The 23,657-nt window shown below is 74.1% G+C and carries 24 protein-coding genes and 4 pseudogenes; 19 read left to right on the forward strand and 9 right to left on the reverse strand.

The genetic code is table 11. The features are described from left to right. Window positions 1-44: 44 nt before the first annotated feature. Window positions 45-371 (reverse strand): hypothetical protein, encoded by a 327-nt coding sequence (locus DEJ15_RS00855; protein WP_284175402.1) that lies wholly within the window; start codon window positions 369-371, stop codon window positions 45-47. Between the two features lie 606 nt (window positions 372-977). Between DEJ15_RS00855 and DEJ15_RS00860 the strand changes: the two genes are divergently transcribed. From DEJ15_RS00860 to DEJ15_RS00895, 7 genes and pseudogenes are all read left to right on the forward strand, one after another. Continuing rightward, entirely contained in the window at window positions 978-1,352 is a 375-nt protein-coding gene (locus DEJ15_RS00860) for a hypothetical protein (protein ID WP_110824271.1), read from the forward strand. Further along, window positions 1,345-2,188 (forward strand): annotated as a pseudogene (locus DEJ15_RS00865) (spermidine synthase). Before DEJ15_RS00860 ends, DEJ15_RS00865 begins: the two are co-directional and overlap by 8 nt. A gap of 445 nt (window positions 2,189-2,633) precedes the next feature. Further along, complete coding sequence (locus tag DEJ15_RS00870) at window positions 2,634-3,011, forward strand: hypothetical protein (RefSeq protein WP_284175405.1); 378 nt, start codon at window positions 2,634-2,636, stop codon at window positions 3,009-3,011. A gap of 112 nt (window positions 3,012-3,123) precedes the next feature. Then, window positions 3,124-3,957, forward strand: coding sequence for a hypothetical protein (locus DEJ15_RS00875; protein ID WP_110824274.1), 834 nt, complete (start codon window positions 3,124-3,126; stop codon window positions 3,955-3,957). Next, complete coding sequence (locus DEJ15_RS00880) at window positions 3,954-4,472, forward strand: SprT-like domain-containing protein (RefSeq protein WP_258365828.1); 519 nt, start codon at window positions 3,954-3,956, stop codon at window positions 4,470-4,472. Before DEJ15_RS00875 ends, DEJ15_RS00880 begins: the two co-directional genes overlap by 4 nt. Before the next feature lie 37 nt (window positions 4,473-4,509). After that, entirely contained in the window at window positions 4,510-5,178 is a 669-nt protein-coding gene (locus DEJ15_RS17255; protein ID WP_349814769.1) for a CGNR zinc finger domain-containing protein, read from the forward strand. Between the two features lie 123 nt (window positions 5,179-5,301). Then, a pseudogene (locus tag DEJ15_RS00895) lies at window positions 5,302-6,553 on the forward strand (Nramp family divalent metal transporter). Window positions 6,554-6,566: 13 nt separating this feature from the next. Here DEJ15_RS00895 and DEJ15_RS00900 read toward each other — a convergent pair. Both DEJ15_RS00900 and DEJ15_RS00905 read right to left on the reverse strand, forming a co-directional pair. Beyond that, entirely contained in the window at window positions 6,567-6,866 is a 300-nt protein-coding gene (locus DEJ15_RS00900) for a DUF427 domain-containing protein (protein ID WP_110824277.1), read from the reverse strand. Between the two features lie 49 nt (window positions 6,867-6,915). Next, window positions 6,916-7,560: a hypothetical protein gene (locus DEJ15_RS00905; RefSeq protein WP_110824278.1), complete on the reverse strand. Its 645-nt coding sequence runs from the start codon at window positions 7,558-7,560 to the stop codon at window positions 6,916-6,918. 95 nt (window positions 7,561-7,655) lie between these two features. Between DEJ15_RS00905 and DEJ15_RS00910 the strand changes: the two genes are divergently transcribed. From DEJ15_RS00910 to DEJ15_RS00925, 4 genes and pseudogenes are all read left to right on the forward strand, one after another. Further along, window positions 7,656-8,288, forward strand: coding sequence for a GNAT family N-acetyltransferase (locus DEJ15_RS00910; protein WP_110824279.1), 633 nt, complete (start codon window positions 7,656-7,658; stop codon window positions 8,286-8,288). A gap of 121 nt (window positions 8,289-8,409) precedes the next feature. Further along, the gene (locus DEJ15_RS00915; RefSeq protein WP_110824280.1) at window positions 8,410-8,883 is read left to right on the forward strand and encodes a hypothetical protein; all 474 of its coding nucleotides are present in this window, start codon (window positions 8,410-8,412) and stop codon (window positions 8,881-8,883) included. Window positions 8,884-8,953: 70 nt separating this feature from the next. Beyond that, window positions 8,954-9,587, forward strand: a pseudogene (locus tag DEJ15_RS00920) (DUF1684 domain-containing protein). Window positions 9,588-9,597: 10 nt separating this feature from the next. Next, window positions 9,598-9,957: a GntR family transcriptional regulator gene (locus DEJ15_RS00925; RefSeq protein WP_110824444.1), complete on the forward strand. Its 360-nt coding sequence runs from the start codon at window positions 9,598-9,600 to the stop codon at window positions 9,955-9,957. 97 nt (window positions 9,958-10,054) lie between these two features. Here DEJ15_RS00925 and DEJ15_RS00930 read toward each other — a convergent pair whose 3' ends face one another. Then, the gene (locus DEJ15_RS00930; RefSeq protein ID WP_258365829.1) at window positions 10,055-10,927 is read right to left on the reverse strand and encodes an endo alpha-1,4 polygalactosaminidase; all 873 of its coding nucleotides are present in this window, start codon (window positions 10,925-10,927) and stop codon (window positions 10,055-10,057) included. 440 nt (window positions 10,928-11,367) lie between these two features. Between DEJ15_RS00930 and DEJ15_RS19235 the strand changes: the two genes are divergently transcribed. The 3 genes from DEJ15_RS19235 to DEJ15_RS00940 all read left to right on the forward strand — a co-directional run bounded on the left by DEJ15_RS19235 (window position 11,368) and on the right by DEJ15_RS00940 (window position 13,258). Further along, a complete protein-coding gene (locus tag DEJ15_RS19235) occupies window positions 11,368-11,589 on the forward strand; it encodes a DEAD/DEAH box helicase (protein WP_502866137.1) in 222 nt (73 codons plus the stop codon). A 47-nt stretch (window positions 11,590-11,636) separates the two neighbouring features. Then, a complete protein-coding gene (locus DEJ15_RS00935; RefSeq protein WP_502866138.1) occupies window positions 11,637-12,941 on the forward strand; it encodes a DEAD/DEAH box helicase in 1,305 nt (434 codons plus the stop codon). Between the two features lie 116 nt (window positions 12,942-13,057). After that, the gene (locus DEJ15_RS00940; protein WP_110824283.1) at window positions 13,058-13,258 is read left to right on the forward strand and encodes a CsbD family protein; all 201 of its coding nucleotides are present in this window, start codon (window positions 13,058-13,060) and stop codon (window positions 13,256-13,258) included. An 81-nt stretch (window positions 13,259-13,339) separates the two neighbouring features. On the opposite strand, the gene DEJ15_RS00945 is transcribed toward DEJ15_RS00940, so the two are convergent. After that, window positions 13,340-13,843: an NUDIX hydrolase family protein gene (locus tag DEJ15_RS00945; protein WP_284176260.1), complete on the reverse strand. Its 504-nt coding sequence runs from the start codon at window positions 13,841-13,843 to the stop codon at window positions 13,340-13,342. A 376-nt stretch (window positions 13,844-14,219) separates the two neighbouring features. Here DEJ15_RS00945 and DEJ15_RS00950 point away from each other — a divergent pair, with 376 nt between their 5' ends. After that, complete coding sequence (locus DEJ15_RS00950; protein WP_284175408.1) at window positions 14,220-14,588, forward strand: alpha/beta hydrolase; 369 nt, start codon at window positions 14,220-14,222, stop codon at window positions 14,586-14,588. Between the two features lie 14 nt (window positions 14,589-14,602). On the opposite strand, the gene DEJ15_RS00955 is transcribed toward DEJ15_RS00950, so the two are convergent. Next, window positions 14,603-15,307 carry a PadR family transcriptional regulator gene (locus tag DEJ15_RS00955; RefSeq protein WP_284175409.1) on the reverse strand — a complete coding sequence of 235 codons (705 nt, stop codon included), beginning with the start codon at window positions 15,305-15,307 and terminating at the stop codon, window positions 14,603-14,605. 240 nt (window positions 15,308-15,547) lie between these two features. Between DEJ15_RS00955 and DEJ15_RS17260 the strand changes: the two genes are divergently transcribed. From DEJ15_RS17260 to DEJ15_RS00965, 4 genes and pseudogenes are all read left to right on the forward strand, one after another. Next, window positions 15,548-18,208 (forward strand): DEAD/DEAH box helicase, encoded by a 2,661-nt coding sequence (locus tag DEJ15_RS17260; protein WP_349814916.1) that lies wholly within the window; start codon window positions 15,548-15,550, stop codon window positions 18,206-18,208. Continuing rightward, window positions 18,183-18,287, forward strand: a pseudogene (locus DEJ15_RS19240) (hypothetical protein); the annotation flags it as partial. The gene DEJ15_RS17260 and the pseudogene DEJ15_RS19240, both read left to right, overlap by 26 nt. A 109-nt stretch (window positions 18,288-18,396) precedes the next feature. Then, complete coding sequence (locus tag DEJ15_RS17265; RefSeq protein ID WP_502866182.1) at window positions 18,397-20,163, forward strand: Lhr family ATP-dependent helicase; 1,767 nt, start codon at window positions 18,397-18,399, stop codon at window positions 20,161-20,163. A 23-nt stretch (window positions 20,164-20,186) separates the two neighbouring features. Then, window positions 20,187-20,966 (forward strand): DNA-formamidopyrimidine glycosylase family protein, encoded by a 780-nt coding sequence (locus DEJ15_RS00965; RefSeq protein WP_110824287.1) that lies wholly within the window; start codon window positions 20,187-20,189, stop codon window positions 20,964-20,966. A 1-nt stretch (window position 20,967) separates the two neighbouring features. Here the strand turns inward: DEJ15_RS00965 and DEJ15_RS00970 are convergent, their stop codons facing one another. The 3 genes from DEJ15_RS00970 to DEJ15_RS00980 all read right to left on the reverse strand — a co-directional run bounded on the left by DEJ15_RS00970 (window position 20,968) and on the right by DEJ15_RS00980 (window position 23,657). After that, window positions 20,968-21,492, reverse strand: a complete 525-nt coding sequence (locus tag DEJ15_RS00970) for a hypothetical protein (protein ID WP_110824288.1) — start codon at window positions 21,490-21,492, stop codon at window positions 20,968-20,970. A gap of 78 nt (window positions 21,493-21,570) precedes the next feature. After that, window positions 21,571-22,677 (reverse strand): glycosyl hydrolase, encoded by a 1,107-nt coding sequence (locus DEJ15_RS00975; protein ID WP_284175411.1) that lies wholly within the window; start codon window positions 22,675-22,677, stop codon window positions 21,571-21,573. Beyond that, a complete protein-coding gene (locus tag DEJ15_RS00980; RefSeq protein ID WP_284175413.1) occupies window positions 22,593-23,657 on the reverse strand; it encodes a hypothetical protein in 1,065 nt (354 codons plus the stop codon). Before DEJ15_RS00980 ends, DEJ15_RS00975 begins: the two co-directional genes overlap by 85 nt.

Raw genomic sequence — 23,657 nt, forward strand, 5'->3', positions numbered from 1 at the left:
GACCGAGATCGAGTCCGGCGTGTATAAGCCCCGCCGGGCCGGTCTCATTCCCCCCGCGCGGTCACCGCCGGCCGCCCCCCTCCGAGTGCACGGACCGCGTCGCACGGTCGGTCGCTCCGCACGAAGGTCGTCCGTCCCGCGTCGTCGGTGATCTCCACCCCGGGCCCCGGCGTCAGCACGAGTGCCCGGCGGCGGCGCCCGATCCGGAGACCGACCCCGCCGTAGGTGGTGGCGTCCGCCTCAGTCACCCGGACCCTCGTGATCCGCCCTCTGGCGATCCGGCGGGGCGGGAGCGGCCGGAAGTGCAGCACGACGGCGTCCTCGGTGACGGTGAACCCGGCGCGGGCGGCGAGGGCGAGTGCGCCGACCACGACGGCGACGAGCCCGGGGACGACGAGCGCCGACTCGGGCGCGTCCCCCCGGCCAGGCGAGGACCGCCGCCGTCAGCGCGAGCCCGGCGGCCAGCACGACCCCGCCGACGACGCGCATCCAGACGGGCGCGCTCTGGCGGTCCTCGACGAGCGGCCGGGAGGCCCGCCCCGGCTCCGTCGTGCGAGCGGACGCTCGCGCGGAACGTCCGGTACGGACTGGGATCGAGAGGGTGTCGGTGGACATGGTCGGGCTCCTTCGGGCGCGGGACGCCCGGACGTGGTGCGGCGGTGTGGGTCGGACGGCGGCACGGCGAGGAGGCCCGCGACGAGGGCGGGGCTCGTCGTCGGGCTGCGTCCGGAGCGGTCGGGAACGGCGGCGGACGGGCTCCGGCGTGGACCGGGGCGGGCGTCGACGGCGTCGGGCCGACCGGGGCGACGGGAACGACCGAAGGTGGGGTCGCGTCGTCCGTCGCACGAGGACACCGGCACGGTACGTCGTGCACCTCGGCGTCTCCTGACTGTCCATGCAGAAGCATGGATCAGCGGCGGCCAGCGTCCATCGGACGACCGGTCGGCCGGCGCGCGTGCGGTTCGTATCCTGGTCGCATGCCCAGTCTCTCGAGCGAGGAGCTCTCCAGCTGGATCGCGGAGTTCCGTGCCCACGACGCCGGTGACGCTGCCGACCCACGGGCGATCGACGTGTCGTGGGACGGTTCCCTCATCGACACCGCGCTCATCGTGGCCCGGCTGGGCACGTCCGGGACCGAGGTCTACCTGAAGCGTGAGATCGGCGGCTCGCCGGAGTGGACCGTGACGTTCGAGGCCCGCGAGACCGACGCGCAGGTCTCCGCGGAGCAGGTGATGACCCTGGCCACCGAGGTCCTGGCGGTCGGAAGGCTGTGCGCGTTCCTCACCGAGCGGACGGCGCAGCACCTCCGCGAGGTCGCGGGCCGCGATGGTGTTCCATCGACCCATGGCTGATGCGTTCGACGGGTTCCGGGTCGGTGCTGGGTACGCGGTGGTCGAGCCGGACAAGCATCGGCCGGGCTCGTTCACCCTGGTGGTCGACGGCACGCCGCAGTCACACGTCGACCTCGAGGACCCGACACACCTGGCGTTCGAGTACATCCGGCGGATCGGGCACGCGATCGACCTCCTGCCGCCGGGGCCGGTCACCGCGCTGCACCTCGGCGCCGGTGCGCTGACCCTGCCGCGGTACGTCGCGGTCACGCGACCGGGTTCGCGGCAGCAGGTCATCGAGCTCGAGCGGGACCTGGTCGACCATGTGCGGGACGCCCTGCCGTTCCCCCCGCGGCGCCTCGATCCGCGTGCGGTACGGCGACGCCCGCGAGGTGCTCGAGAAGCTGCCGGCCGGTCTCCGCGGCACCGTGGACCTGGCCGTCGTCGACGTCTTCAGCGGCGCACGCACCCCTGCGCACGTGACGAGCGTGGAGTTCTACCGCTCGGTCGCCTCCTTCCTGTCCCCGACCGGCATCGTCGCGGTGAACGTCGCCGACGGTGCCGGCCTGGCCTTCGCCCGTGGGCAGGCAGCGACGCTGCAGTCGGTGCTGCCGTCCGTCGCGGCGGTCGCGGACACCGGGATGCTCAAGGGCCGGCGGTTCGGCAACATCGTGCTGCTCGGGTCCCCCGGTGCCCTGCCGATCGCGGAGATGCCGCGGCGGTACTCCTCCGACCCGCTGCCGAGCAAGGTCGTGCACGGCGACGAGCTGCGGTCCTTCATCGCGGGAGCGCCCATCGTCACCGACACCACGGCCATCGGGTCGCCCGAGCCGAACCGGTCCGTCTTCGGCGCCTGAGCAGCGGCTGCGGACGGCGTCCCTCGCGGTGCGGACGCTGCCAGGATGGGGGCACGCCGCGCCAGCGCGCGACCGCACACCACGAGGAGGCCGCCGATGACCAACGACGATCGCACCCCAGCCCCGCAGGGCCACGGCGAGCAGGACCAGCCGCGCTACGGCGAGCGCATCACGCCCGAGCACGGTTCGGCACCGCGGTACGAGGACCAGCCAACGCAGCAGTACGGCCAGCAGTCCGCGCCGCAGTGGGGCCAGCAGCGGCACGGCGACCAGCAGTACGGGCAGCAGCAGCACGGCGACCAGTACGGGCACCAGCAGCACGGGCAGCAGCAGCACGGGCAGCCGCAGTACGGGCAGCCGCAGCAGTGGGACCAGCAGCACGGCGCCGCTCCCGCCTGGCAGGCGCACGAGGGCGCGGTGAAGCGGAAGCGCACCCTGGGGGGTCGTGGCGTTCGGCCTGGGGATCGTGGCCCTCGTGCTCGGTGCCGTCGGCGGCTGGTTGTTCGGCAGCGGCATCGGGGCGAGCGAGTCGTTCCGGGAGCTCATGCGCAGCGGCGGCTCCGGCACCGTCGACCAGCAGCAGATGTCGCAGGAGCTCATGTCGGATCCCGCCGTGATGGGCGCCGTCGGCAGCGCCTTGGTCGTGGCGGGCATCGGCTTCGTCATCGGGCTCTGGGCCCTCGTGCAGGGCATCATCGCCACCGCCACGGGACGCGGCCGGGTGTGGGGCGTCCTGGCGATCGTCCTCGCCGTCCTCGCCGGCATCGTGTTCTTCGTCGCCTACGGCGCCTCGATCGCCGCCGCCGTCGCCGGGGCTCGCTGACCGCTCGACGCCGACCGACACGGCCCGTCCCGGTGCATCCGGGGCGGGCCGTGCGCGTTCCGTGCGCGTGGCACGGGGACCTCAGGGGATCGCGCGGATACCCTCGACCGTGATGTCCCTCCCGCCCGACGAACGCCGAGACCACGACCGGACCGACCAGGCCCGGGAGCCCCGTCATGCCGCCCCGGTGACCGCCGGGGTCAGCCCGGGCAGCACCTTCGCGCCGATCAGCCTCCGCCCGGCCGTCGACGTCCAGGTCGTGCAGGACCGCCTGCGCGACCTCGGCCAGAGCCGGAGCACCGACGCCCTCGCCGAGCGCGCCGAACTGCTCCGTCTGCTCGGCCGCCTGGACGAGTCGCTCACCGTGGCCGAGGAGGTGTTCCGGCTGACGATGTTCACCGGGGAACGCCAGGACAAGGTCGGCGCACGCATCCGCCGCGCCCACGTCCTGCACGACCTCGGGCGCTACGAGCGCGCCGCCACCGAGGCCTCGATGGCGCGCGACACGGCCGCGACCGAGGAGTGGCCGGAGCTGGAGGGCGCCGCCGCCGAACTCGAGGGCTGGTCCCTCTACGAGCTCTCCCGGTTCGAGGAGGCGCGCGCCGTCCTCAGCCGCGCGTACGACGCCTTCCGCGCTGCCGGAGCACCGTCCGAGCGCACCGAAGCGCTCCGCACGGCCGTCGAGGCCGCACTCCGGGCCTCCATGGCGCAGCCCGCCCCTGAGCCGGAGGCCGCTCGACCGCGGACCGCCCGCGAGGTCGCGGTCCGCACCGAGGGCGAACCGCAGACGCGCATGGCCGAACCGGAGAAGCAGATCCCGCCGATCCGACGCCGGGTGCTCGGTGCGCCCGACGCCGCCCGGACCGAGGGCGACTCGCTCTGGGGCCGCCTGTCCGCCCGGAAGGACCGGTCCGACGAGGGCCAGGGTCCGCTCGGGGAGCAGTGACCGCACTCGACCACGTCCGGTCCCGGGCTGCCGAGCTGATGGGCGCCCACCTGCCCGACGGCTCCTGGACCTTCGCGTTCGACAACGCGAAGACCCGAGCCGGCCAGTGCGACTTCGCCCGGCGCCGCATCACCGTGAGCCGGCACCTCGCCGTCCGCTTCGCTCCCGACGACGTCGAGCAGGTCCTCCTGCACGAGATCGCGCACGCCCTGAGCGGGCCACGCGCCGGCCACGGGCCCTCGTGGCGCCGGACGGCCCGTGCCCTCGGGTACACCGGGTCGCGGCTGCACGACGGACCGATCGCGAGCGAACTGGCGCCGTGGGTGGGGCACTGCCCGGCCGGACACGAGCACTTCCGGTACCGGACCCCCACGCGCCCGCTGGCCTGCGCCCGGTGCTCGCGCCGGTTCGACGAGCGGAACGTCATCGCATGGACGCGACGCCTGCCCGGGACGACGGAGACGACTAGCCCAGCCCGGGCGGATCGTGTCGGAGGCGCGCCGCACACCCGTTAGCCTGGGCGGATGCGAACAGGGCAGGACATCCGGACCGATGCCGGGTCCTCGTGGTTCTTCGACGCGGGACGCATCGCCCTCGACTTCGCGCACACCGGCGGGTTCACCGACGACCCCGACCGGCGCCGTCCGCGCGGACACCTCGGTGAACTGCTCGCGACCCCGGCCGACCTGGACGAGTGGCTCGGCCTGCACACCGAACCGATCGACGTCGGCGCCACCGCGCGCGAACTGCAGGACGCCCGTGCGCTCCGGGCCGCGATCGCCCGCCTCGCCGTCGCCGCAGCACCCGCCGCCGCCGACTCCGCGGGCGAGCGCACCGCCGTCGCCGCGGGCCTCCGTGCCGGGACCGGACGCACCCGTCCCGTGCCGGACGACATCGACACCGTCAACCTGTTCGCCGCACTGCCGGACGTGCCCCCCGAGCCTCCCGGGTGGTCGACGCCGTGCCGGGGCGAACCGCGTCCGGCTCGCGCAGGCGCTCTCGAGCGTCGCCCGCGACGCCGTCGCCCTGCTCACCGAGGTCGGCTTCGACGACCTCGAGGCCGAGGGCCGGTCCGCGCGCCTCAGCCGGTGCTCCGCGCCGGACTGCGGCCTGGTGTTCTACGACTCCTCGCGCGGCGGCACCCGACGCTGGTGCTCCATGCAGCGCTGCGGGAACCGGGCGAAGGTGCGTGCGCACCGGGCCCGCCGCGCAGGCGTCTGACCGACACCGAGCTGCGAGCAGCGGGTCCGGCAGCGGGATTGGCAGCGGGCCGCGGACCGCCCGATCTGGTGCGGCACCGAAACCCTGGATTCGGTGCACCGAACTCTCTGGCATGCTGACCGCATGACGGACACCGCCGCCCCGGTCGTGAGCCAGCGCCCGCCCGGTCGACGTGCCGCCGGGCTCGGACTGCTCGGACCGGCCTTCGTCGCCGCCATCGCCTACGTCGACCCGGGCAACGTCGCCGCGAACCTCACCGCCGGCGCCCGGTACGGGTACCTGCTGCTCTGGGTGCTCGTGGCCGCCAACGCGAGCGCGGTCGTGGTGCAGTACCTGTCGGCGAAGCTCGGCATCGTCACCGGGAAGTCGCTGCCGGAACTGCTCGGCCTGAAGATGCGCCGCACGCCGCGCCTGCTGTTCTGGGCGCAGGCCGAGGTGGTCGCGGCGGCGACCGACGTGGCCGAGGTCATCGGCGGCGCACTCGCCCTGCACCTGCTCTTCGGCGTGCCCCTCGTCGCGGGCGGGCTGATCACCGGCGTCGTCTCGATGGCGATCCTCCTGCTGCAGAACCGCCGGGGCGCCCGGACCTTCGAGGCGGTCGTCACGGCGATGCTCGCGGTCCTCACGATCGGGTTCTGCGCCGGGCTGCTGTTCGCGCAGGTGTCCCCCGACGAGCTCGTCGCCGGCATCGCACCCCGGTTCGCCGACTCCGGGTCCGTGCTGCTCGCCGCCTCGATGCTCGGCGCGACCGTCATGCCGCACGCCGTGTACCTGCACTCCGCCCTGGCCCGCGACCGGCACGGGGACGTCCCGGCCGGCCCCGAACGGCACCGGATCCTCGTCGCCACCCGCTGGGACGTGGGCCTGGCCCTGGTCGTGGCCGGCGGCGTGAACATCAGCATGCTCGTCCTCGCCGCCGCCACGCTGCAGGGCGTCGACGGCACCGACTCGATCCCCGGGGCCCAGCGGGCCATCGCCGAGAACGTCGGTCCGGTCGTGGGGGGTGCTGTTCGCGATCGGACTGCTCGCGTCGGGGCTGGCGTCGACGTCGGTCGGCTGCATGGCCGGCGCGGAGATCATGCACGGGCTGCTGCGCGTGCGGGTGCCGCTCGTGGTGCGGCGGCTCGTCACGCTCGTCCCCGCGATCGTCCTGCTCGCGCTCGACGCCGACGCCACCCAGCTGCTCGTCATCAGCCAGGTCGTGCTGAGCTTCGGCATCGCGTTCGCGATCGTGCCGCTCGTCGCCTACACGTCCCGGCGGAGCGTGATGGGTGCCGACGTCAACGCCGTCGGCACCCGGGTCGTGGCCTGGCTCATCGCCACGGTGATCGTCGCCCTCAACGTGGCGCTCATCGTGCTCACCGTCACGGGCTGAGCCCGCGCGGCTCCTAGGAGACCCGCACGTCCTTCCAGAACGCCACGTAGCCGCTGTAGTCCTGGCCGACGCGGTCGAACGACGACGGGATCGGCTCCGGGTAGGACCAGGCGTTGTCCACGTGCTCCTGCCCGTCGACCGTCACGGTCCAGTACTGGGTGTCGCCCTTCCACGGGCAGTGGTACTGGGTGGGGCTCTCGCTGAACAGCTCGGTCTTCACGCTCGCCGGCGGGAAGTACCAGTTGCCCTCGATCTGGATGAGGTCCGCCTCCGGGGCCTCCGCGATGACGGTGTCGCCGATCACTGCCTGCATGACTTCCTCCTCGTTCCGGCCGTCGGTCCGACGGCGTCCGACGGGGACCCTACGCCCGTGCGGTGGACGGTCGCAGCGTGACCAGGTCGGGACCCACGGCGAGCGCCGCGTGCACCCGCTCGGCGCCGAGCACGGCGGCCGCCTCGGAGGCCGTGACGAGGTGCTTCGCCGCCCGGCGGAGGCCCGTCCAGGCGGCGCACGCCGCCGCGGCCTCCGGGGACGTGTGGTCGATGCCGGACTCGACGAGCGCGTCGACGACCGCGCCGGCGCCGAGCAGGTCCTCCACGGCGAACTCCGGGACCGTCCGGACGTCCGGTGCCTCGCCCGCCTCGGCGGCCGCGTCGCCGCCGACGGGTCCGTCGACGTGGCCGGCCGCGACCACCGCGACGACGCAGCGGTCGCCCCGCTCGGCCTGGAGGCGCGCCACCCGTCCGGCGACCGCCGCGGTGTTGCCGAGGTGACCGAGCACGACCTCCGGCCCGTCGGGCAGCTGCCCGAGCGGCACACCCCGGTGGACGTCGTGGTGGCGGACGTCGTCGTGCCGGACGTCATCGGCGCGGACGTCGTCGGGGAAGGCGGCCGCCGGGAGCACGTCCACCCACACGAGCAGGTGCGCGTCGGCGGCGACCCGCGCCGCTCCCGGGACACCCCACCCGAACCGCACCTGGTACCGCTGCTGTCCTCGTTCCTGCACGCCGACACGATAGTCGCGGCGGGGCCTCGGCCGAGCACGCTCCGAGCGGTCCCGCGCAGCTGCCGTGCCCGGTGTGCCCGGTACGATCCCCTGCCATGGAGACCGACCCCGCGCCCACCCTCACCGGCGACCGCGTCACGCTCGAGCCCCTGTCGCACGAGCACGCGGACGACCTGCGGGCGGCCGTCGCGGACGGTGACCTCTGGCGCGCCTGGTACACCCGCGTGCCCGCGCCGGCGGGGGTCGACGAGGAGATCGACCGGCGACTCGCCGAGCAGGCCGCCGGTCGGATGGTGCCGTTCGCCGTGCGGGACCGCCCCACCGGACGGGTCGTCGGCGCCACCTCGTTCCTCGACATCGACCGGGACAACCGCCGGGTCGAGATCGGTGCGACGTTCCTCGGCGCCTCCGCCCAGCGCACCGGCATCAACACCGAGGCGAAGCTGCTCATGCTCTCGCACGCCTTCGACGTGTGGCAGTGCATCGCGGTCGAGTTCCGGACGCACTGGCACAACACCCGGTCCCGCGCCGCCATCGCGGGCCTCGGCGCGAAGCAGGACGGGGTGCTCCGGAACCACGCCCTCGGCCGCGACGGCAGCCTCCGCGACACCGTGGTGTTCTCGGTCATCCAGTCCGAGTGGCCGACCGTCCGGCTCTCCCTCGCTGAACGTCTGCGCAGCCATGACCGCGCGGAAGGGTCGCGCCGCCGCTCCGCCCGGCACGCCTGACGGTCCCGGCGGTGGCCCTCCCGCCGCGGACGCCGTGCCGTGCCCGTGCCCGTGCCCGCGCCCATGCCCGCGCCCCCGCCCGCGCGACGGCACCCCAGCACGCCCGGGTAGCGTCCGCCCCATGCACGTCGGACTCCGCATCGAACTGGACGCACCCGTGGACGCCGTCCGGGACGCCCTCCTCCGGCCGTCCGTCATGGTCGCCGTCACGAAGCCGTTCCTGGTCTACCGGTCGCTCGACCGCGACGGGTTCCCCGAGCACTGGACACCGCACGACCCGCACCCGATCAGCGCGTCGACGTTCGGTGTCCTCCCGAGCGGCTCGAGCCACGTCGACATCGACCTGCACGAGACCGAGGGCGTCCCCGTGCAGGTCGACCGCGGTGGCGGCACGAGCGGGCTGTTCGCCCGGATGGACATGCGCCACCGGATGGCCGTCTCCGCGCTGCCGGGCGGGCGCACGCTGTTCCGCGACCGGCTGACCTACCGGACCCGGCCGGCGCTCCTCGGGGTGGCGCTCTGGCCCGGCATGTGGGTCATCTGGCAGTGGCGGGCGTTCCGGATGCGGGCCCTCGCGCCCACCTGGCGGGCGTGACCCGAGCGGACCCCGCGGCCGCGCCTCCAGGCCCGGAGCGGCGTCACCGGCCGGGCGTACGCTCAGCGACGTGACCCAGACGGAGACCGCCGACCGCGTCCGAAGCACCCTCGCCACCGTCGACTGGCGGCGTCGGACCTTCGACCTGTACCGACGGGCGCGGGCCGCCGCGACCCCCCGAGGCCGCACACGCACTGTGGCGCGAGGGCCGGGACGCCATGTTCGCCGGACACCCCGCGAGCCCGCTCCTCCCCGAGGACGCAGCCGCGTTCACGTCCCTCCCCGTCCCCGACTACGACCCCGCCTGGCGCTTCCGGCTCCGCATCGAGGAGGCGGCCCCGCAGGCGCTCGACGTCGAGACCGGCACCGACGGCGTCGTGCACTTCGACCGCCTCGGCGTCGTGGAGGTCCCCGGCGTCGGCACGCTCGACGTGTGGTCGCACGGCGGCTACGCGGGTGGGCTGTTCGTCCCGGTGAAGGACGCCGGTGCCGGGAAGCCCGGCGGGACCTACGGCGGTGGCCGCTACCTGCTCGACACCATCAAGGGCGCGGACCTCGGCGGTGTCGACGGGGAGCTCGTGCTCGACTTCAACTTCGCGTACAACCCGTCGTGCGCGTACGACCCGGCGTGGGCGTGCCCGCTCGCGCCGCCCGGCAACACCGTGCCCGTGGCGATCCCGGTCGGCGAGCGGTACGGCTCCTAGGGTGGACCGCATGTCGGGATTCGTCGCGATCGACGCCGGCGGCCGCGTGCCGCCCTTCGAACAGGTGCGGTCGCAGCTCGCCGCACAGATCACCGCCGGCTACCTCGTGGACGGCGAGCGGCTGCCGAGCGTCCGCGGGCTCGCCGCCGAGCTCGGGCTCGCAGCCGGCACGGTCGCCAAGGCCTACCAGCTGCTCGAGGAGGCCGGGCTCGTGCACACCGCGCGGGGTGCCGGCACCCGGGTGGTGCGACCGGCCGAGGTTCCGGAAAGCGTCACCGCCGCGGCGGCCGCGCTCGTGGCCGCTGCGCGCGAGGCCGGCCTGTCGGCGGACCAGGCGGCCTCCGCGCTGCGGGACGCCTGGCCGGCGTAGCGGTCCGGAGCGCGCCGACTCCGCGCCGGGCGACACCGCTCGTACCGGGAGGCGCGTGTCCCGTCGCCGAGTGCGATCGGTGCCCGCGGCGCGACGCTCAGCAGTGCTCGAAGACGTACCCGTCGTCGCCGGCCGGCACGAGGTCCCGGTCGCGGAGGATCGTCATGCGTGGGCGGTCCGGCATCGCACACACGTCCGACCAGTCCTGCTCGAGCGTGTCCGCGTACTCGACGTCCACCACGCGGTCGCCGTACACGTCCGTGTAGGCGGCGCACTCGTCGTACTGCACGCACTCCTCGGCCACCGCGAAGTCGAACCCGGTGCGCTGCTGCCCGACCGTGCCGAGCTGCGGGGTGTTCTTCTGCGCGGCGGCCAGCCCCTCGTCGTGCGCCGCCCGGACGAGCGCGGCGGCGAGCGCGAGGTTGCCGGAGCGGGTGAGCCTGCCGCCGGACCGGGTCCAGGAGTCGAGGTTGTCGAACTCGACGGCGTCGAACCCACGGTCCGCGCACCGGGCGATCGTCCGCCCGAGGACCGCAGTGATGGTCGCGCGCGCCGCTGCCGTCCGGGTGTCGAGCAACATCTCGTCCGGCCACCCCGGATCGCGCACGGGCGTGCCGGCCGCCGTCCGGAGGACCGCTCCCGGGTGGTCGGACAGCCAGGACCCGCGGTCACCGGGCTGGGTCTGGAAGCCGTTGACGTAGCAGATGCCGTACGTGTCGGCGGCCGGTCGCTCGGTGCTGTCCCGTGCGACGACGGTGACGCCCGTGGGCGGGGCGTACCCGCCGCCGAGCTGGTAGTCGGGGATGCCGGTCGTCGGGAGCGGCCGGGGAGCCGCAGCGGCGGACCCGTCGGCGTGCGCGGTGGCACCACCCGTCAGCGCGATCTCGCCGCCCGCGCCCGCACAGCCCGCCGAGGCGAGGGTGACGAGGGTCACGAGGGCGGCCATGACGACGGGGATCCGGGTGCGCACGAGGCATCCTCGCACGCTCATCGCGAACGCCCCCCTCCCGCTCCGGGTCCCCGGCCCGCTATGCTGGGACCACTCGAGGCGCCGATCGCCTCGTGCGTCGTACGGACGCCCCCCGAAACTCCCGGTGTCCCGCACCGAGCCCCAGCGGCTCACACGCGGAACCGACACCGATGTATCGCGCACCTCCCCCTCCTCCCGGAACCCGTCCGGGAAGACGGAACCGGTGCCAGGCTCTCTGCTGCGGCGACAGCACCCGTCCACCAGCGCCGTCTCCTCCGGGACACGGACCGCCCACGGATGCGCTCCCGCCCGCGCCGGCCTCGACCGCGCGCCTTCCCGGCCGGCAACGGCCCGAGAGGTCACCATGACCACCCAGAACACCACGCAGGACCCCCCACACCGCCGACGTCCGGTTCGCCGACCTCGGTGTGCCCGCCCCGATGGTCGACGTCCTCGTCGGCCAGGGCAAGGAGAACGCCTTCCCGATCCAGGTCGACACGCTCCCGGACTCGCTCACGGGCAAGGACGTGCTCGGCCGTGGCCGCACCGGCTCCGGCAAGACGATCGCGTTCGCGATCCCCCCTCGCCGCCCGCCTCGCCGCCGCACCCCGCCAGCGCCGCGCCGGTCGCCCCCGTGCCCTCGTGCTCGCCCCGACCCGTGAGCTCGCGACCCAGATCGACGCGACGCTCGCCCCCCCTCGCCAAGGCGATGGGCCTCAACACCACGACCATCTTCGGTGGCGTCGGCCAGGGCCGTCAGGTCGAGGCGCTCAACCGCGGCGTCGACATCGTCGTGGCCTGCCCGGGTCGCCTCGCCGACCTGATGCAGCAGGGCCACGTGCACCTGGACGCCATCGAGGTCACCGTCCTCGACGAGGCCGACCACATGGCCGACATGGGCTTCCTGCCCGGTGTGACCAAGATCATGCAGGCGACGCCGGTCAACGGCCAGCGCCTCCTGTTCTCCGCCACGCTCGACAACGGCGTGGACAAGCTCGTCAAGAAGTTCCTGCACGACCCGGTGATGCACTCCGTCGACGACGAGACCAGCCCGGTCGAGGCGATGACCCACCACCTGTTCGAGGTCGCCGACGCCGACGCGAAGAAGGACCTCGTCAAGGCCCTCGCCTCCGGCACCGGCCGCCGCATCCTCTTCATGCGCACGAAGCACCACGCCAAGCGCCTGGCCAAGCAGCTGTCGAGCCAGGGCATCCCGGCCGTCGACCTGCAGGGCAACCTGTCGCAGGGTGCCCGTGAGCGGAACCTCGCCCGGTTCTCCTCCGGCGACGCACTCGTCCTCGTGGCCACCGACGTCGCCGCCCGCGGTGTGCACGTCGACGCCGTCGAGCTCGTCGTGCACGTCGACCCGCCCACCGAGCACAAGGCGTACCTGCACCGTTCCGGCCGCACCGCCCGTGCCGGTTCTTCGGGTGACGTCGTCACGGTGGCGATGCCCGCCGAGCGTCGTGACGTCGCGCAGATGATGCGCGCCGCAGCGATCAAGGTCACCCCGCAGCAGGTGACCGCGACCTCCCCGGCCGTGACCGAGCTCGTCGGCGAGGTCGCCCCGTACCGCGAGGACACGACCCCCCCGTGGTCCAGCAGCAGCCGCGTCGCCAGTCCTCCGGTGACGCCGCCGGCCAGGGTCGTGGCCGCTCGCGTGGTCGTGGCGCCCCCCGTCGGTGGCACCGGCGGCCGGTCGGGAGGCTCGTCCTCCGCCGGGCGCTCCGCTGCCGGCAGCGACACGGCTGGTTCGGGTTCCCGTCGTGGTGGTCGGTCCGACGCGGCCGGTCGCGACGACCGCCGTGGCGCGTCGACCGGCGGTGCCGCCTCCGGCCAGCGCCGTGGCGCACCGCGCCGCGCCGCTTCCGACACCACCCGCGGCGGTTCCGCGTCGGTGTGGTCGTCGGACGGCGGCTACGCCGCCGGTCGGTCCCCGCGTGACGACGCTGCGCCCGCAGCCCGTCGTGGTGGGTCCCGCCGCGCCTCCCGTCCGGCCGGCAGCGGTCGCTGACCCGGTCCAACCTCAACGTCTCCTCCGAGCGGCCCGGTGTCGCCGCGTACGGTACTGGTCACCGGCGGATGCGCGAGCGTCCACCGGGGAATCGTCCGTCGTCGGAAGGAGCACGTATGGCTGGGATCGAAGACATCAAGAACGCCGCTGAGAAGGCGGCCGGCAAGGCCAAGGAAGGCTTCGGCAACGCCACCGACAACGACCGCCTGAAGGCCGAAGGTCAGACCGACCAGGGCAAGGCCTCGGCCAAGCAGGGCGTCACCGACGTGAAGGACGCTGCACACGGCGTCGCCGACTCCTTCAAGAACGACAAGTAACGAAGCCGGTCCCGTACCGCGCTGCGAAGCCCCCGGATCCGATCGGATCCGGGGGGCTTCGTCGTGTGCGGGGGGACGCCGTCAGTGCAGGGCGCCCACCGAGGCGAGACCGGCACGGAGCAGCGCACCGCGACCGCCCTCCATCTCGTCTGCGACGGCGTCGGACGCGGCCTCCATCGGACTCATCCAGGTCAGTTCGAGGGCGTCCTGCCGGGGTTCGCAGGTCCCGGTGACCGGCACGACGTAGGCGAGCGAGATCGCGTGCTGCCGCTCGTCCGTGAACACCGAGGCGCCGGGCAGCGGGAAGTACTCCGCGACCGTGAAGGGGTTCGGGCTGGGCGGCAGCTGCGGGAACGCCATCGGCCCGAGGTCCTTCTCGAGGTGACGGAACAGCGCGGTGCGGATCGACTCGCCGTACATCACGCGACCGGAGACGAGCGTCCGGGCGATCGATCCGCTCGGGGACACGCGCAGCAGCACGCCGACCTCCGTGACGACTCCGAGGCCGTCGGTGCGCACCGGGACGGCCTCCACGTAGGTGATGGGCATGCGACGGCGGACGGTCGCGAGTTCCTCGTCCGACAGCCAGCCGGAGCCGGAGTCGGGGTCGGGGTCGGGGGGTGCGGAGCGAGGCCATGCACCGTTCCTACCAGGCCAGGCGGCGAATCCGGTGCCGGAGGAGCACGGCGGTGGACGGATACCGTTGTCCCCATGGTGGATGCGGACGTCGTGCAGTGGACCCGATCGGCAGCGGACCGCGTCGGGACCCCGCTCCTCGTCGCCCTGCACGGGGTCGGGTCCCACGAGCACGACCTGCTCGGTCTGGCACCGGCCCTGCCCGCGGCGTGGACGGTGGCAGCGCTCCGGGCACCGGACCCGTGGGGGGCCCGGCTTCAGCTGGTACCCGCTCGGGACGCCCGGGTCACCGGACCCCGCCGCCGCCGACGCGTCCGCGACCGCCGTGCTCGACTGGATCGACGCCGTCGCGGCCGACCACCCGCGGATCGGTCTGCTCGGCTTCTCGCAGGGCGGGTCGATGGCCCTGCAGCTCCTGCGCACGCGACCGGAGGCGTTCGCGTTCGCCGTCTCGCTGTCCGGCTTCGTGGTCCCCGGTGTCGACGACGGTCGTGACGACCGACTGGCCGCCGTCCGACCACGGGTGTTCCTCGGACACGGGGACGCCGACACGGTCATCCCCGCCGAGGCCACCGCCAGGACCAGCGCGTGGGCGGCCGCACACACCCGGGTGACCGACCGGAGCTACCCGGGTCTGCCGCACGCGGTCTCCGCGGCGGAGCTGGCCGACGTCGCGGCGTTCATCGGCGACTGAGCCGGGACGGACGGTCAGTCCGCGAGGATCTGGAGGAGGTCCCGGCGCAGCTGGTCGACCTTCGCGGTGGCGGCGGTGAGCTGCGCCTCCGTGGCGGTGGTCCGGTACATGTGCAGCACGCCCATCGCCCTGCGGAGGGACTCGACGAACGCCCGCTGCGAGTCGGGGATGCCGGGCGTGGACTCCCACGCGGCGGCGATCTCGTCGGCCTTCGCCTCGACCTCGGCGCGTCCGGCGTCGGTGAGTTCGAAGAGCGTCTTGCGGCCGTCGCCCGTCGAGACGACGAGCTCTTCGTCGACGAGCTGCTGGAGCGTCGGGTAGACCGAACCGGGGCTCGGCTTCCATGCGCCGCCGGTGCGCTCGGCGATGGTCTTGATGACGGCGTACCCGTTCTGCGGGCCCTCGCCGAGGAGGCCGAGGACGGCGAGCCGGACGTCGCCGCGACGGCGGCGCTCGCGACCGGGGCCGAAGCCGCCGCCGAAGCCCGGGCCGAACCCGGGTCCGCCGAAGCCGGGTCCGCCGAAGCCCGGGCCGGAGCCGCGACCGCCACGGCCGGCGGAGTCGTGGTCACGGCCATGGAACCCGACGCCGTGGTGCTGGCGGGCGCCGCCGAAGCGGGGTCCGCGGGGCCCGCGACCGAAGGGGCCGCGGGGGGGACGTGGTGCTGGTGTGGTCGTCCATGGAGTGCATGACGACTCCTTTCGTGGAGGATGGTCCACGACCGGGTTCGTACCGGTCGTGATGCTGTAACGATCGATCGGTACCGTTCGTCTTGTCAAGCAGCGCCCGCATCAGGACGCTGTCGGTGGTGAGGAGCAGGATGGACCGGACCATGACGGACGTCTTCGAGCGCTTCTCCCCCCGCCACCGCCGAGTGGTTCCGGGGTGCCTTCCGCGAACCGACGGCAGCGCAAGCCGGGGCGTGGGACGCCATCTCGACCGGACAGCACGCGCTCGTCATCGCCCCGACCGGCTCCGGTAAGACGCTGGCCTCGTTCCTCTGGTCGATCGACCGGCTCATCGCCTCGACCGACACCCCGCCGGCGAAGCAGCGGACCCGGGTGCTCTACGTGTCCCCGCTGAAGGCCCTCGGAGTCGACGTCGAGCGCAACCTCCGGAGCCCGCTGGTCGGCATCACCCAGACCGCCAAGCGGATGGGCCTGGAACCCCCCGGACGTCACGGTCGGGGTCCGGAGCGGGGACACCCCCCCTCGTCCGACCGGCAGAAGCTCCTGCGGCTGCCGCCGGACATCCTCATCACGACGCCCGAGTCGCTGTACCTCATGCTCACGTCGAAGGCCCGCGAGACGCTCGTCAACGTCGACACCGTCATCGTCGACGAGGTGCACGCGGTCGCGTCGTCGAAGCGCGGCGCCCACCTCGCCGTCTCGCTCGAGCGCCTCGACGACCTGCTCGAGAAGCCCGTACAGCGCATCGGCCTGTCCGCGACCGTGCGTCCGGCGGAGGAGGTCGCCCGCTTCCTCGGTGGTCGTGCGCCGGTGCAGATCATCGCGCCGCCCGCGCAGAAGACGTTCGACCTGCGCGTGGTCGTCCCCGTCGACGACATGACCGAGCTCGGCGCCCCACCGGTCGGGGCGGACGCGACCTCCAGCCCGACGAACGGATCGATCTGGCCGCACGTCGAGGAGTCCGTGGTCGACCTCATCGAGCAGCACCGGTCGACGATCGTCTTCGCCAACTCCCGACGACTCGCCGAACGCCTGACCGCCCGGCTCAACGAGATCCACGAGGAACGGGCGCTCGCGACGACGGAGGTGGCCGAGCCCGTGGCCGCCGGCGTCGGCGCCGTGGCGGTCGCGCAGTCCCCGGGGCGGGCGTCCGCGCACGCGCCGGTGGCCCAGCCGAAGCGCCCGCCGGCCCAGCTCGTCGGCGGATCCGGACAGACCGAAGGCGGCGGCTCGGACCCGAGCGTGCCGGTGCTCGCCCGTGCCCACCACGGCTCGGTGTCCAAGGACCAGCGCGCGATCATCGAGGACGACCTGAAGTCCGGGCGGCTGCGCTGCGTGGTCGCCACCAGCTCGCTCGAACTCGGCATCGACATGGGCGAGGTCGACCTCGTCATCCAGGTCGAGGCACCGCCGTCGGTCGCGAGCGGCCTGCAGCGCGTCGGCCGCGCCGGGCACCAGGTCGGCGAGGTCTCCCGCGGTGTGCTCTTCCCGAAGCACCGGGCCGACCTCGTCAACAGCGCTGTCACCGTCGAGCGGATGGTCAGCGGGCAGATCGAGTCGATCTCGGTCCCCGCGAACCCGCTCGACGTCCTCGCGCAGCACACCGTCGCCGCCGGAGCGGTCGACACCGTCGACGTCGAGCACTGGTTCGACCTGGTCCGGCGCAGCGCCCCGTTCAGCGGCCTGCCCCGCTCGGCGTTCGACGCGACGCTCGACCTGGTCACCGGGCGGTACCCGAGCGACGAGTTCGCCGAGCTGCGCCCGCGCCTGGTCTGGGACCGCGTGCACGGCACCCTGACCGGTCGTCCCGGGGCCCAGCGACTCGCCGTCACGAGCGGCGGGAGCATCCCCGACCGCGGGATGTTCGGCGTCTTCATGGTCGGGGAGCGGGCCTCCCGCGTCGGGGAGCTCGACGAGGAGATGGTCTACGAGTCCCGCGTGGGCGACGTCTTCGCGCTCGGGGCCACGAGCTGGCGGATCGAGGAGATCACCCACGACCGCGTCCTGGTGAGTCCGGCGTTCGGGCAGCCCGGCCGCGTGCCGTTCTGGAAGGGCGACGGCCTGGGCCGACCGGCGGAGCTCGGCCGCGCGACCGGTGCCTTCGTGCGCGAGGTCGAGTCCGCCTCGGACGAGGACGCCCGCGCGCGGGTGGCGGGCGTCGGACTCGACGACCGCGCGGTCACGAACCTCATCACCTTCCTCCGCGACCAGCGCGCCGCCACCGGCCACGTGCCGAGCGACACGACGCTCGTCGTCGAGCGCTTCCGCGACGAGCTCGGCGACTGGCGCCTCATCCTGCACTCCCCGTACGGCATGACCGTGCACGCGCCGTGGGCCCTCGCGGTCGCGGCCCGCCTGCGGGAACGGCACGGGATCGACGGCGGGGCGATGGCCGCCGACGACGGCATCGTGGTGCGGATCCCGGAGACCGACGCCGAGCCTCCCGGAGCGGACCTGTTCGTCTTCGACCGCGACGACCTCGAGGCGATCGTCACCGACGAGGTCGGCGGGTCCGCGCTGTTCGCCGCCCGGTTCCGCGAGTGCGCCGCCCGGGCGCTCCTGCTCCCGCGACGCGACCCCGGCCGCCGCTCGCCGCTCTGGCAGCAGCGCCAGCGGGCGTCCCAGCTGCTCGAGGTCGCCCAGAAGTACCCGACGTTCCCGATCCTGCTCGAGACCGTGCGCGAGGTCCTGCAGGACGTGTACGACGTCCCGTCCCTGCTCGGGATCGCGGACGAGATCGCCCGACGGCGCATCCGGCTCGTCGAGAGCGAGACCGAGCAGCCGTCACCGTTCGCCCGGACGCTCCTGTTCGGCTACGTCGCCGCCTTCATGTACGAGGGCGACTCCCCCGCTCGCCGAACGTCGGGCTGCCGCCCTGTCGCTCGACTCGACGCTGCTCAGCGAGTTGCTCGGTCGGGCCGAGCTGCGTGAGCTCCTCGACCCCGCGGTCATCGAGGGCGTCGAGCGCGACCTGCAGCGGCTCTCCCCGGACCGCCGGGCGCGGGACGTGGAGGGCATGGTCGACGTCCTGCGGCTCGTCGGCGCGCTCGACCTCGAGGAGCTGCTCGACCGCAGCTGGCTCGCGGACGCCCCCCGACCGGACCGAGGCGGGCACCACCCTGCGCACGGCACTCGAGGGGCTCGAGCGCGACCGCCGGGTCCTGGCCTTCTCGCACGCCGGCGCCACCCGGTGGGCCGTCATCGAGGACGCGTCCCGGCTTCGCGATGCGCTGGGCGTCCCGCTGCCGATCGGTGTCCCGACCGCGTTCGTCGAACCGGTCGCGGACCCGCTCGGGGACCTCGTCGGTCGGTACGCCCGCAGCCACGGACCCTTCAGTCTGCAGGAGGCAGCCGGTCGGCTCGGTCTCGGTGTCGCGGTCGTGCAGGACACGCTGCGTCGCCTGGTCGCCGACCGACGGCTGGTCGAGGGCGAGTTCCGACCGGACCGACAGGGCGCCGAGTGGTGCGACTCCGAGGTGCTCCGACGCATCCGCACGAAGTCGCTCGCGGCGCTCCGGCACGAGGTCGAGCCGGTGTCCCCGGACACGCTCGCCCGGTTCATGCCGGCGTGGCAGCACGTCCGCGTCCCCGGCACCCGCGGTGGGCTGCGCGGGATCGACGGCGTGCTGCAGGTCGTCGACCAACTCTCCGGTGTCGCCCTGCCCGCCAGTTCATGGGAGTCCCTCGTGCTGCCGGCCCGGGTGTCCGACTACGCCCCGAGCATGCTCGACGAGCTGACCGCCACGGGCGAGGTCCTCTGGTCCGGCGGCGGGACCCTGCCCGGCAACGACGGCTGGGTGCGCCTGCACCTCGCCGACACCGCGGCGACGACCCTGGCCGAGGCCGCCGGGGACGAGACGACCGAGCTGCAGCGGGACGTGCTCGGCGCCCTCGCCGGCGGTGGCGCCTACTTCTTCCGCCAGCTCGGCCAGGCCGTCGGGAGCACCGACGACAAGGCGATGACGACCGCGCTGTGGGACCTCGTCTGGGCCGGACAGATCACGAACGACACCTTCGCACCGCTCCGGGCGATGCTCGGCGGCGCGGCGCGCACGTCCGCCGCGCCCCGGGCCCGGGCGTACCGCGGGCGTCGTCGGCCGACGCTGCCGACCCAGTCCGGACCGCCGAACGTCGGCGGCCGCTGGTCGCTCCTGCCGCTCGCCGAACCCGACGCGACCGTCCGGGCCGCGGCGACCGCCGAGCTCCTGCTCGAGCGCTACGGCGTCGTCACCCGCGGGGCCGTGCAGGTCGAGGGCGTCCGGGGCGGCTTCGCCGGGGTCTACCGGGTGCTCGCGAAGTTCGAGGAGTCCGGCCGCGCCCGACGCGGGTACTTCGTCGAGGGGCTCGGAGCGGCGCAGTTCGCCACCGGGCCGACCGTCGACCGGCTCCGCACGTACGCGAAGGACCTGGACGACGAGGAGCGGGCCGACCCGGACCGCACGCGAGAGGCGCTCACCCTCGCCGCCACCGACCCGGCCAACCCCTACGGGGCGGCGTTGCCGTGGCCGCACGACGCCGCTGACGAGGACGCCGACGGCTCGACCGGCGCGGAGGCCGCGGGCACGTCCCCGGCGACCACCACCCCGGCGACGAAGACCGGACGGGGGCACCGACCTGGCCGCAAGGCGGGCGCGCTCGTCGTGCTCGTCGACGGCCAGCTCGCCGTCTACGTCGAACGCGGCGGCAAGAGCGTGCTGACCTTCACCGAGGACCCGGCCGACCTCGCGGCGGCGGCGACGTCGATCGCGGCCACCGTGCGGTCCGGGCTCGGCAAGCTGTCGGTGGAGCGGGTCGACGGGGAGTTCGTCCTCGAGTCGGCGCTCGGCACGGCGCTCCGCACGGCGGGCTTCACCGCCACCCCGCAGGGACTGCGACTCCGTGCCTGAGTGGATCATGCCTGAGGTCGATCGTGCCTGAGGGCGACACCGTCTTCCGCGCCGCGGCCCGCCTGCACGCCGCGCTCGCGGGGAAGGTCCTGACCCGCAGCGACTTCCGCGTACCCGCGTTCGCCGCGCTCGACCTGGTCGGGCGGACGGTGGACGAGGTCGTGCCTCGCGGCAAGCACCTGCTGCACCGGATCGGCGACCTCACCGTGCATTCGCACCTCAAGATGGAGGGCCGGTGGGACGTCTACCGGCCCGGCGAGCGCTGGCGGCGACCCGCGTTCCAGGCGCGCGTGGTGCTCGACGCCGCGGACGTGTCGACCGTCGGGTTCACGCTCGGGGTCCTCGAGGTCGTCCCGCGCGACCAGGAGTCCACCGTCGTCGGGCACCTCGGTCCGGACCTGCTCGGCCCGGACTGGGACGCCGACCTCGCCCTCGCGAACCTCACCGCCGACCCGGAGCGACCGGTCGGCCTCGCCCTCCTCGACCAGCGGGTGATGGCGGGCCTCGGGAACGTCTACCGCAACGAGCTCTGCTTCCTGCGGGGCGTGCTGCCCACGCGCCCCGTCGGCGAGGTGCGCGACCCCGCGCGGATGGTGACCATGGCCTCCCGGCTCATCGTCGCCAACCGCGACCGGAGCAACCGCGTGACCACGGGCGTCGACCGCCCGGGGCAGCGGTTCTGGGTCTACAACCGGGCCGGCAAGCCCTGCCTGCGCTGTGGCACGCGTGTCCGGTCGGGCGACCTGGGCGAGTCGGAGCTCACGCTGCGGGACACCTACTGGTGTCCGCGCTGCCAGACCTGACTCAGTGGTCGACGGCCTCGACGATGCAGCTCTGGACCTGCTTCGCGGCCTTCGACGTCTCGGAGAAGGCGGACGGTGCTGCGGTCGCGGAGCCCTGCTCGTCGGCGACGACGTCCTCGGCGACCTTGTTCACCGGGAAGACCGGGCCGTCGAAGTCCTCGGCGGTGGGGTCCTCTTCCGTACCCCAGATGCCGACCTCGTCGTCGTTGGGGTCGTCGCTCGTGTTCGGGGCGACCGAGACGCCGAGGTACCAGCCCTCGTCGCTCTCCGTGACGCTGACGACGTCGGTGCCGTCGTGCGGGCCGACCGCCTCGTCGATCGCGTCGACGGCGGCGCTCGAGGCGACCCCGCACGGCGCACTGTTGCGCTGACCCGGGTCGGAGCGGGTCGCGGACTCCTCCGAGCCCGGCACCTTCCCGACCGGGTTGCCGTTCTGGGCACCGGCGTTCGAGCAGCCGCCGAGCAGCAGGCCGACGGTGGCGAGGCCGACGAGGGTGGCGGTGGTCTTCGCGCGCAAGGTGGTCATGCTCCCGACCGTAGGCCGCCGGAGGTGTGCCGGAGCCCAGGAGCGCGTCCCCCGACCGCGCTCCCGGTCCGGCACCCGCTACCCGCGCGCCATGATCCAGGCGAGCAGGTACGAGCGGGTGTTGCCGGTGTCGATGTCCTCCGCCGGCAGGTCCCGCGCGGCGGCCAACGCGACCGTCGCCTGGCTGCCCGAGGCGAGCGCCCGGTACATGAGCAGGTAGTCCCCGAACTGCACCGCGTAGTCGCCCTCCGGCACGGCCTCGTCGAGGACCCGGGCGATCTGCCGCTTCCCGCCGGCCGCGACGTACTCCGTCGCGACCGCTGGCATCGGGATGAGCTCGATGCCGGCCGGTGCCGCCGGGTCCGCGCTGAACCACGTGGCGTGGTCCCGTTTGCCGCCCCAGTTCAGCGAGACGATCGTGTGCTCGAACCCGGGGAACGCGCGCAGGTCCGGGTCGAGCACGTCACGCTGGGCAGACACGGCCTCGTTCGCGAGCAGCCAGCTGCCGAGTTCCGCGGTCGACCGGGAGCCGGAGACCGTCCCCCAACGGGCGAGCCCGTTCCAGGCGGACACGGCCTCGGACGAGGACTCCTGGTTGTTCCCGTCCGCGAACGGCGAGTACCCGGAGGCCCACGAGTGCTGCGCGTACGGGTCGTACACGCGGAGTTCCGGGAAGGACGCCGTCGCCTCCGGGGACGCGATGTCCGCGGCGACGAGGTCGAGCACGGGCGCCCACGCCGCGACGAGCTCGTCCGACCCGTCCGCGACGATCGCCGCTGCGGACAGCAGGTAGCCGTAGTGGAAGTGGTGGTCGTTGAACTCGTCCGAGCCGTAGGAGGGCGCTTGGCCGACCAGGCCCTTCACGGTGTCGTCGTACCGGAAGCACCGCGTGCCGCTGACGCCGCAGCCCTCCGGATCGGTCCACTGGTCGATCTGCGTGACCAACTGCTCCCGCAGGCCCGCGGCGACGTCGTCGAGGTCGAGCTGCGTGGCGAGCCGGTACAGGTTCGCGACCCGGTACAGGTCCTTGCCGCCGCCGTAGCTGTCGGCGCCGAAGGACGCCTCCGAGACCGCGCCGGCGTCCGCGCGGACCTGACCGGTCAGCTCGTCGCGTTCGGACGAGGACAGCCGGGACAGGTCCAACCGGTCGTCGGCCTGGAGGCTCGGGGCCGCGAACCGGAGCACGTCACCGGTGCAGACGGGGGGCGTCCCCGGTGATGGTCGCGTAGTGCAGACCCGTGCAGTCCAGACCCGTCGCGCCCTGACCGGGCTGCGGCACGATGACGGTGTCGCCCCGTGCCGCGGTGCGGTACCCGAGAGCGGTCCGCTGCTCGCCGTGGGTCGCGGTGCCGGTCGACGAGCGGGCGAGGGTGACCTGCTGCAACGGGGACGCCGCCGCGGTGGACAGGGCACGCACCTGCTTGCCGGTCGCGTCGTCGGGCACGGGGAAGAGGACGACGGTGCCCCCCGCGACCGAGCTCGATCGCGCTGCCGCTGACGTCGCCGCTGGTGACGACGCCCCACGTGCGACCGTCGGCGGCGATGGTGCCCGTCGTCGTGCCGTCGGGGCCGTCACCGGTCGCGGTGATGCTCGAGGTCGCGCGCACGGTCTGTCCGGCCTCGGCCGTGTAGGACACGAGCGGGGACCCCTGCGCGAGGACGGTGTGCCCGACGACCCGGTCGCCGTCGCGGTGTTCGACCGTCACGGACACCTGGTCGTACGCGGACACGAGGGTCCGGTCGGCGCCGAGGTCGAGCCCGACCTGCTGCACCGCACCACCGGCGATCGTCTTCTCGGTGGCGCTCACCACGGGCAGCCCGGCGGCGAACCCGTCGTCGGTCACCTGCCACGAGATCGGGGTCGGGAAGACCGGCTGCGGTGCGGCGCCGTAGACCAGGCCGGAGAACCACCGGTTCGTCGGCGGGACGAGCCCGTCGGCGAGGCGCATGGTGCCCGCGGTGGTCTTCGGGACGGCACCGAGGGCGGCCAGGGCGCGGGCCTGGTCGCGGGCCTGTTCCCGGTCCGGACCGTCCGCGGACGGTGAGCCGGTCCCGGTGGCGCGGTCCGGGCCTCCCGTCCCGGTCTCGGCGCCGGTCCCGGTGCAGGCGGTGAGGACGAGCGCGGACGCGGCCACGAGGGCGACGGCAGCGGCACGGAGCCGCAC

Source organism: Curtobacterium sp. MCJR17_043, from assembly GCF_003224315.2.
Lineage (GTDB): Bacteria > Actinomycetota > Actinomycetes > Actinomycetales > Microbacteriaceae > Curtobacterium.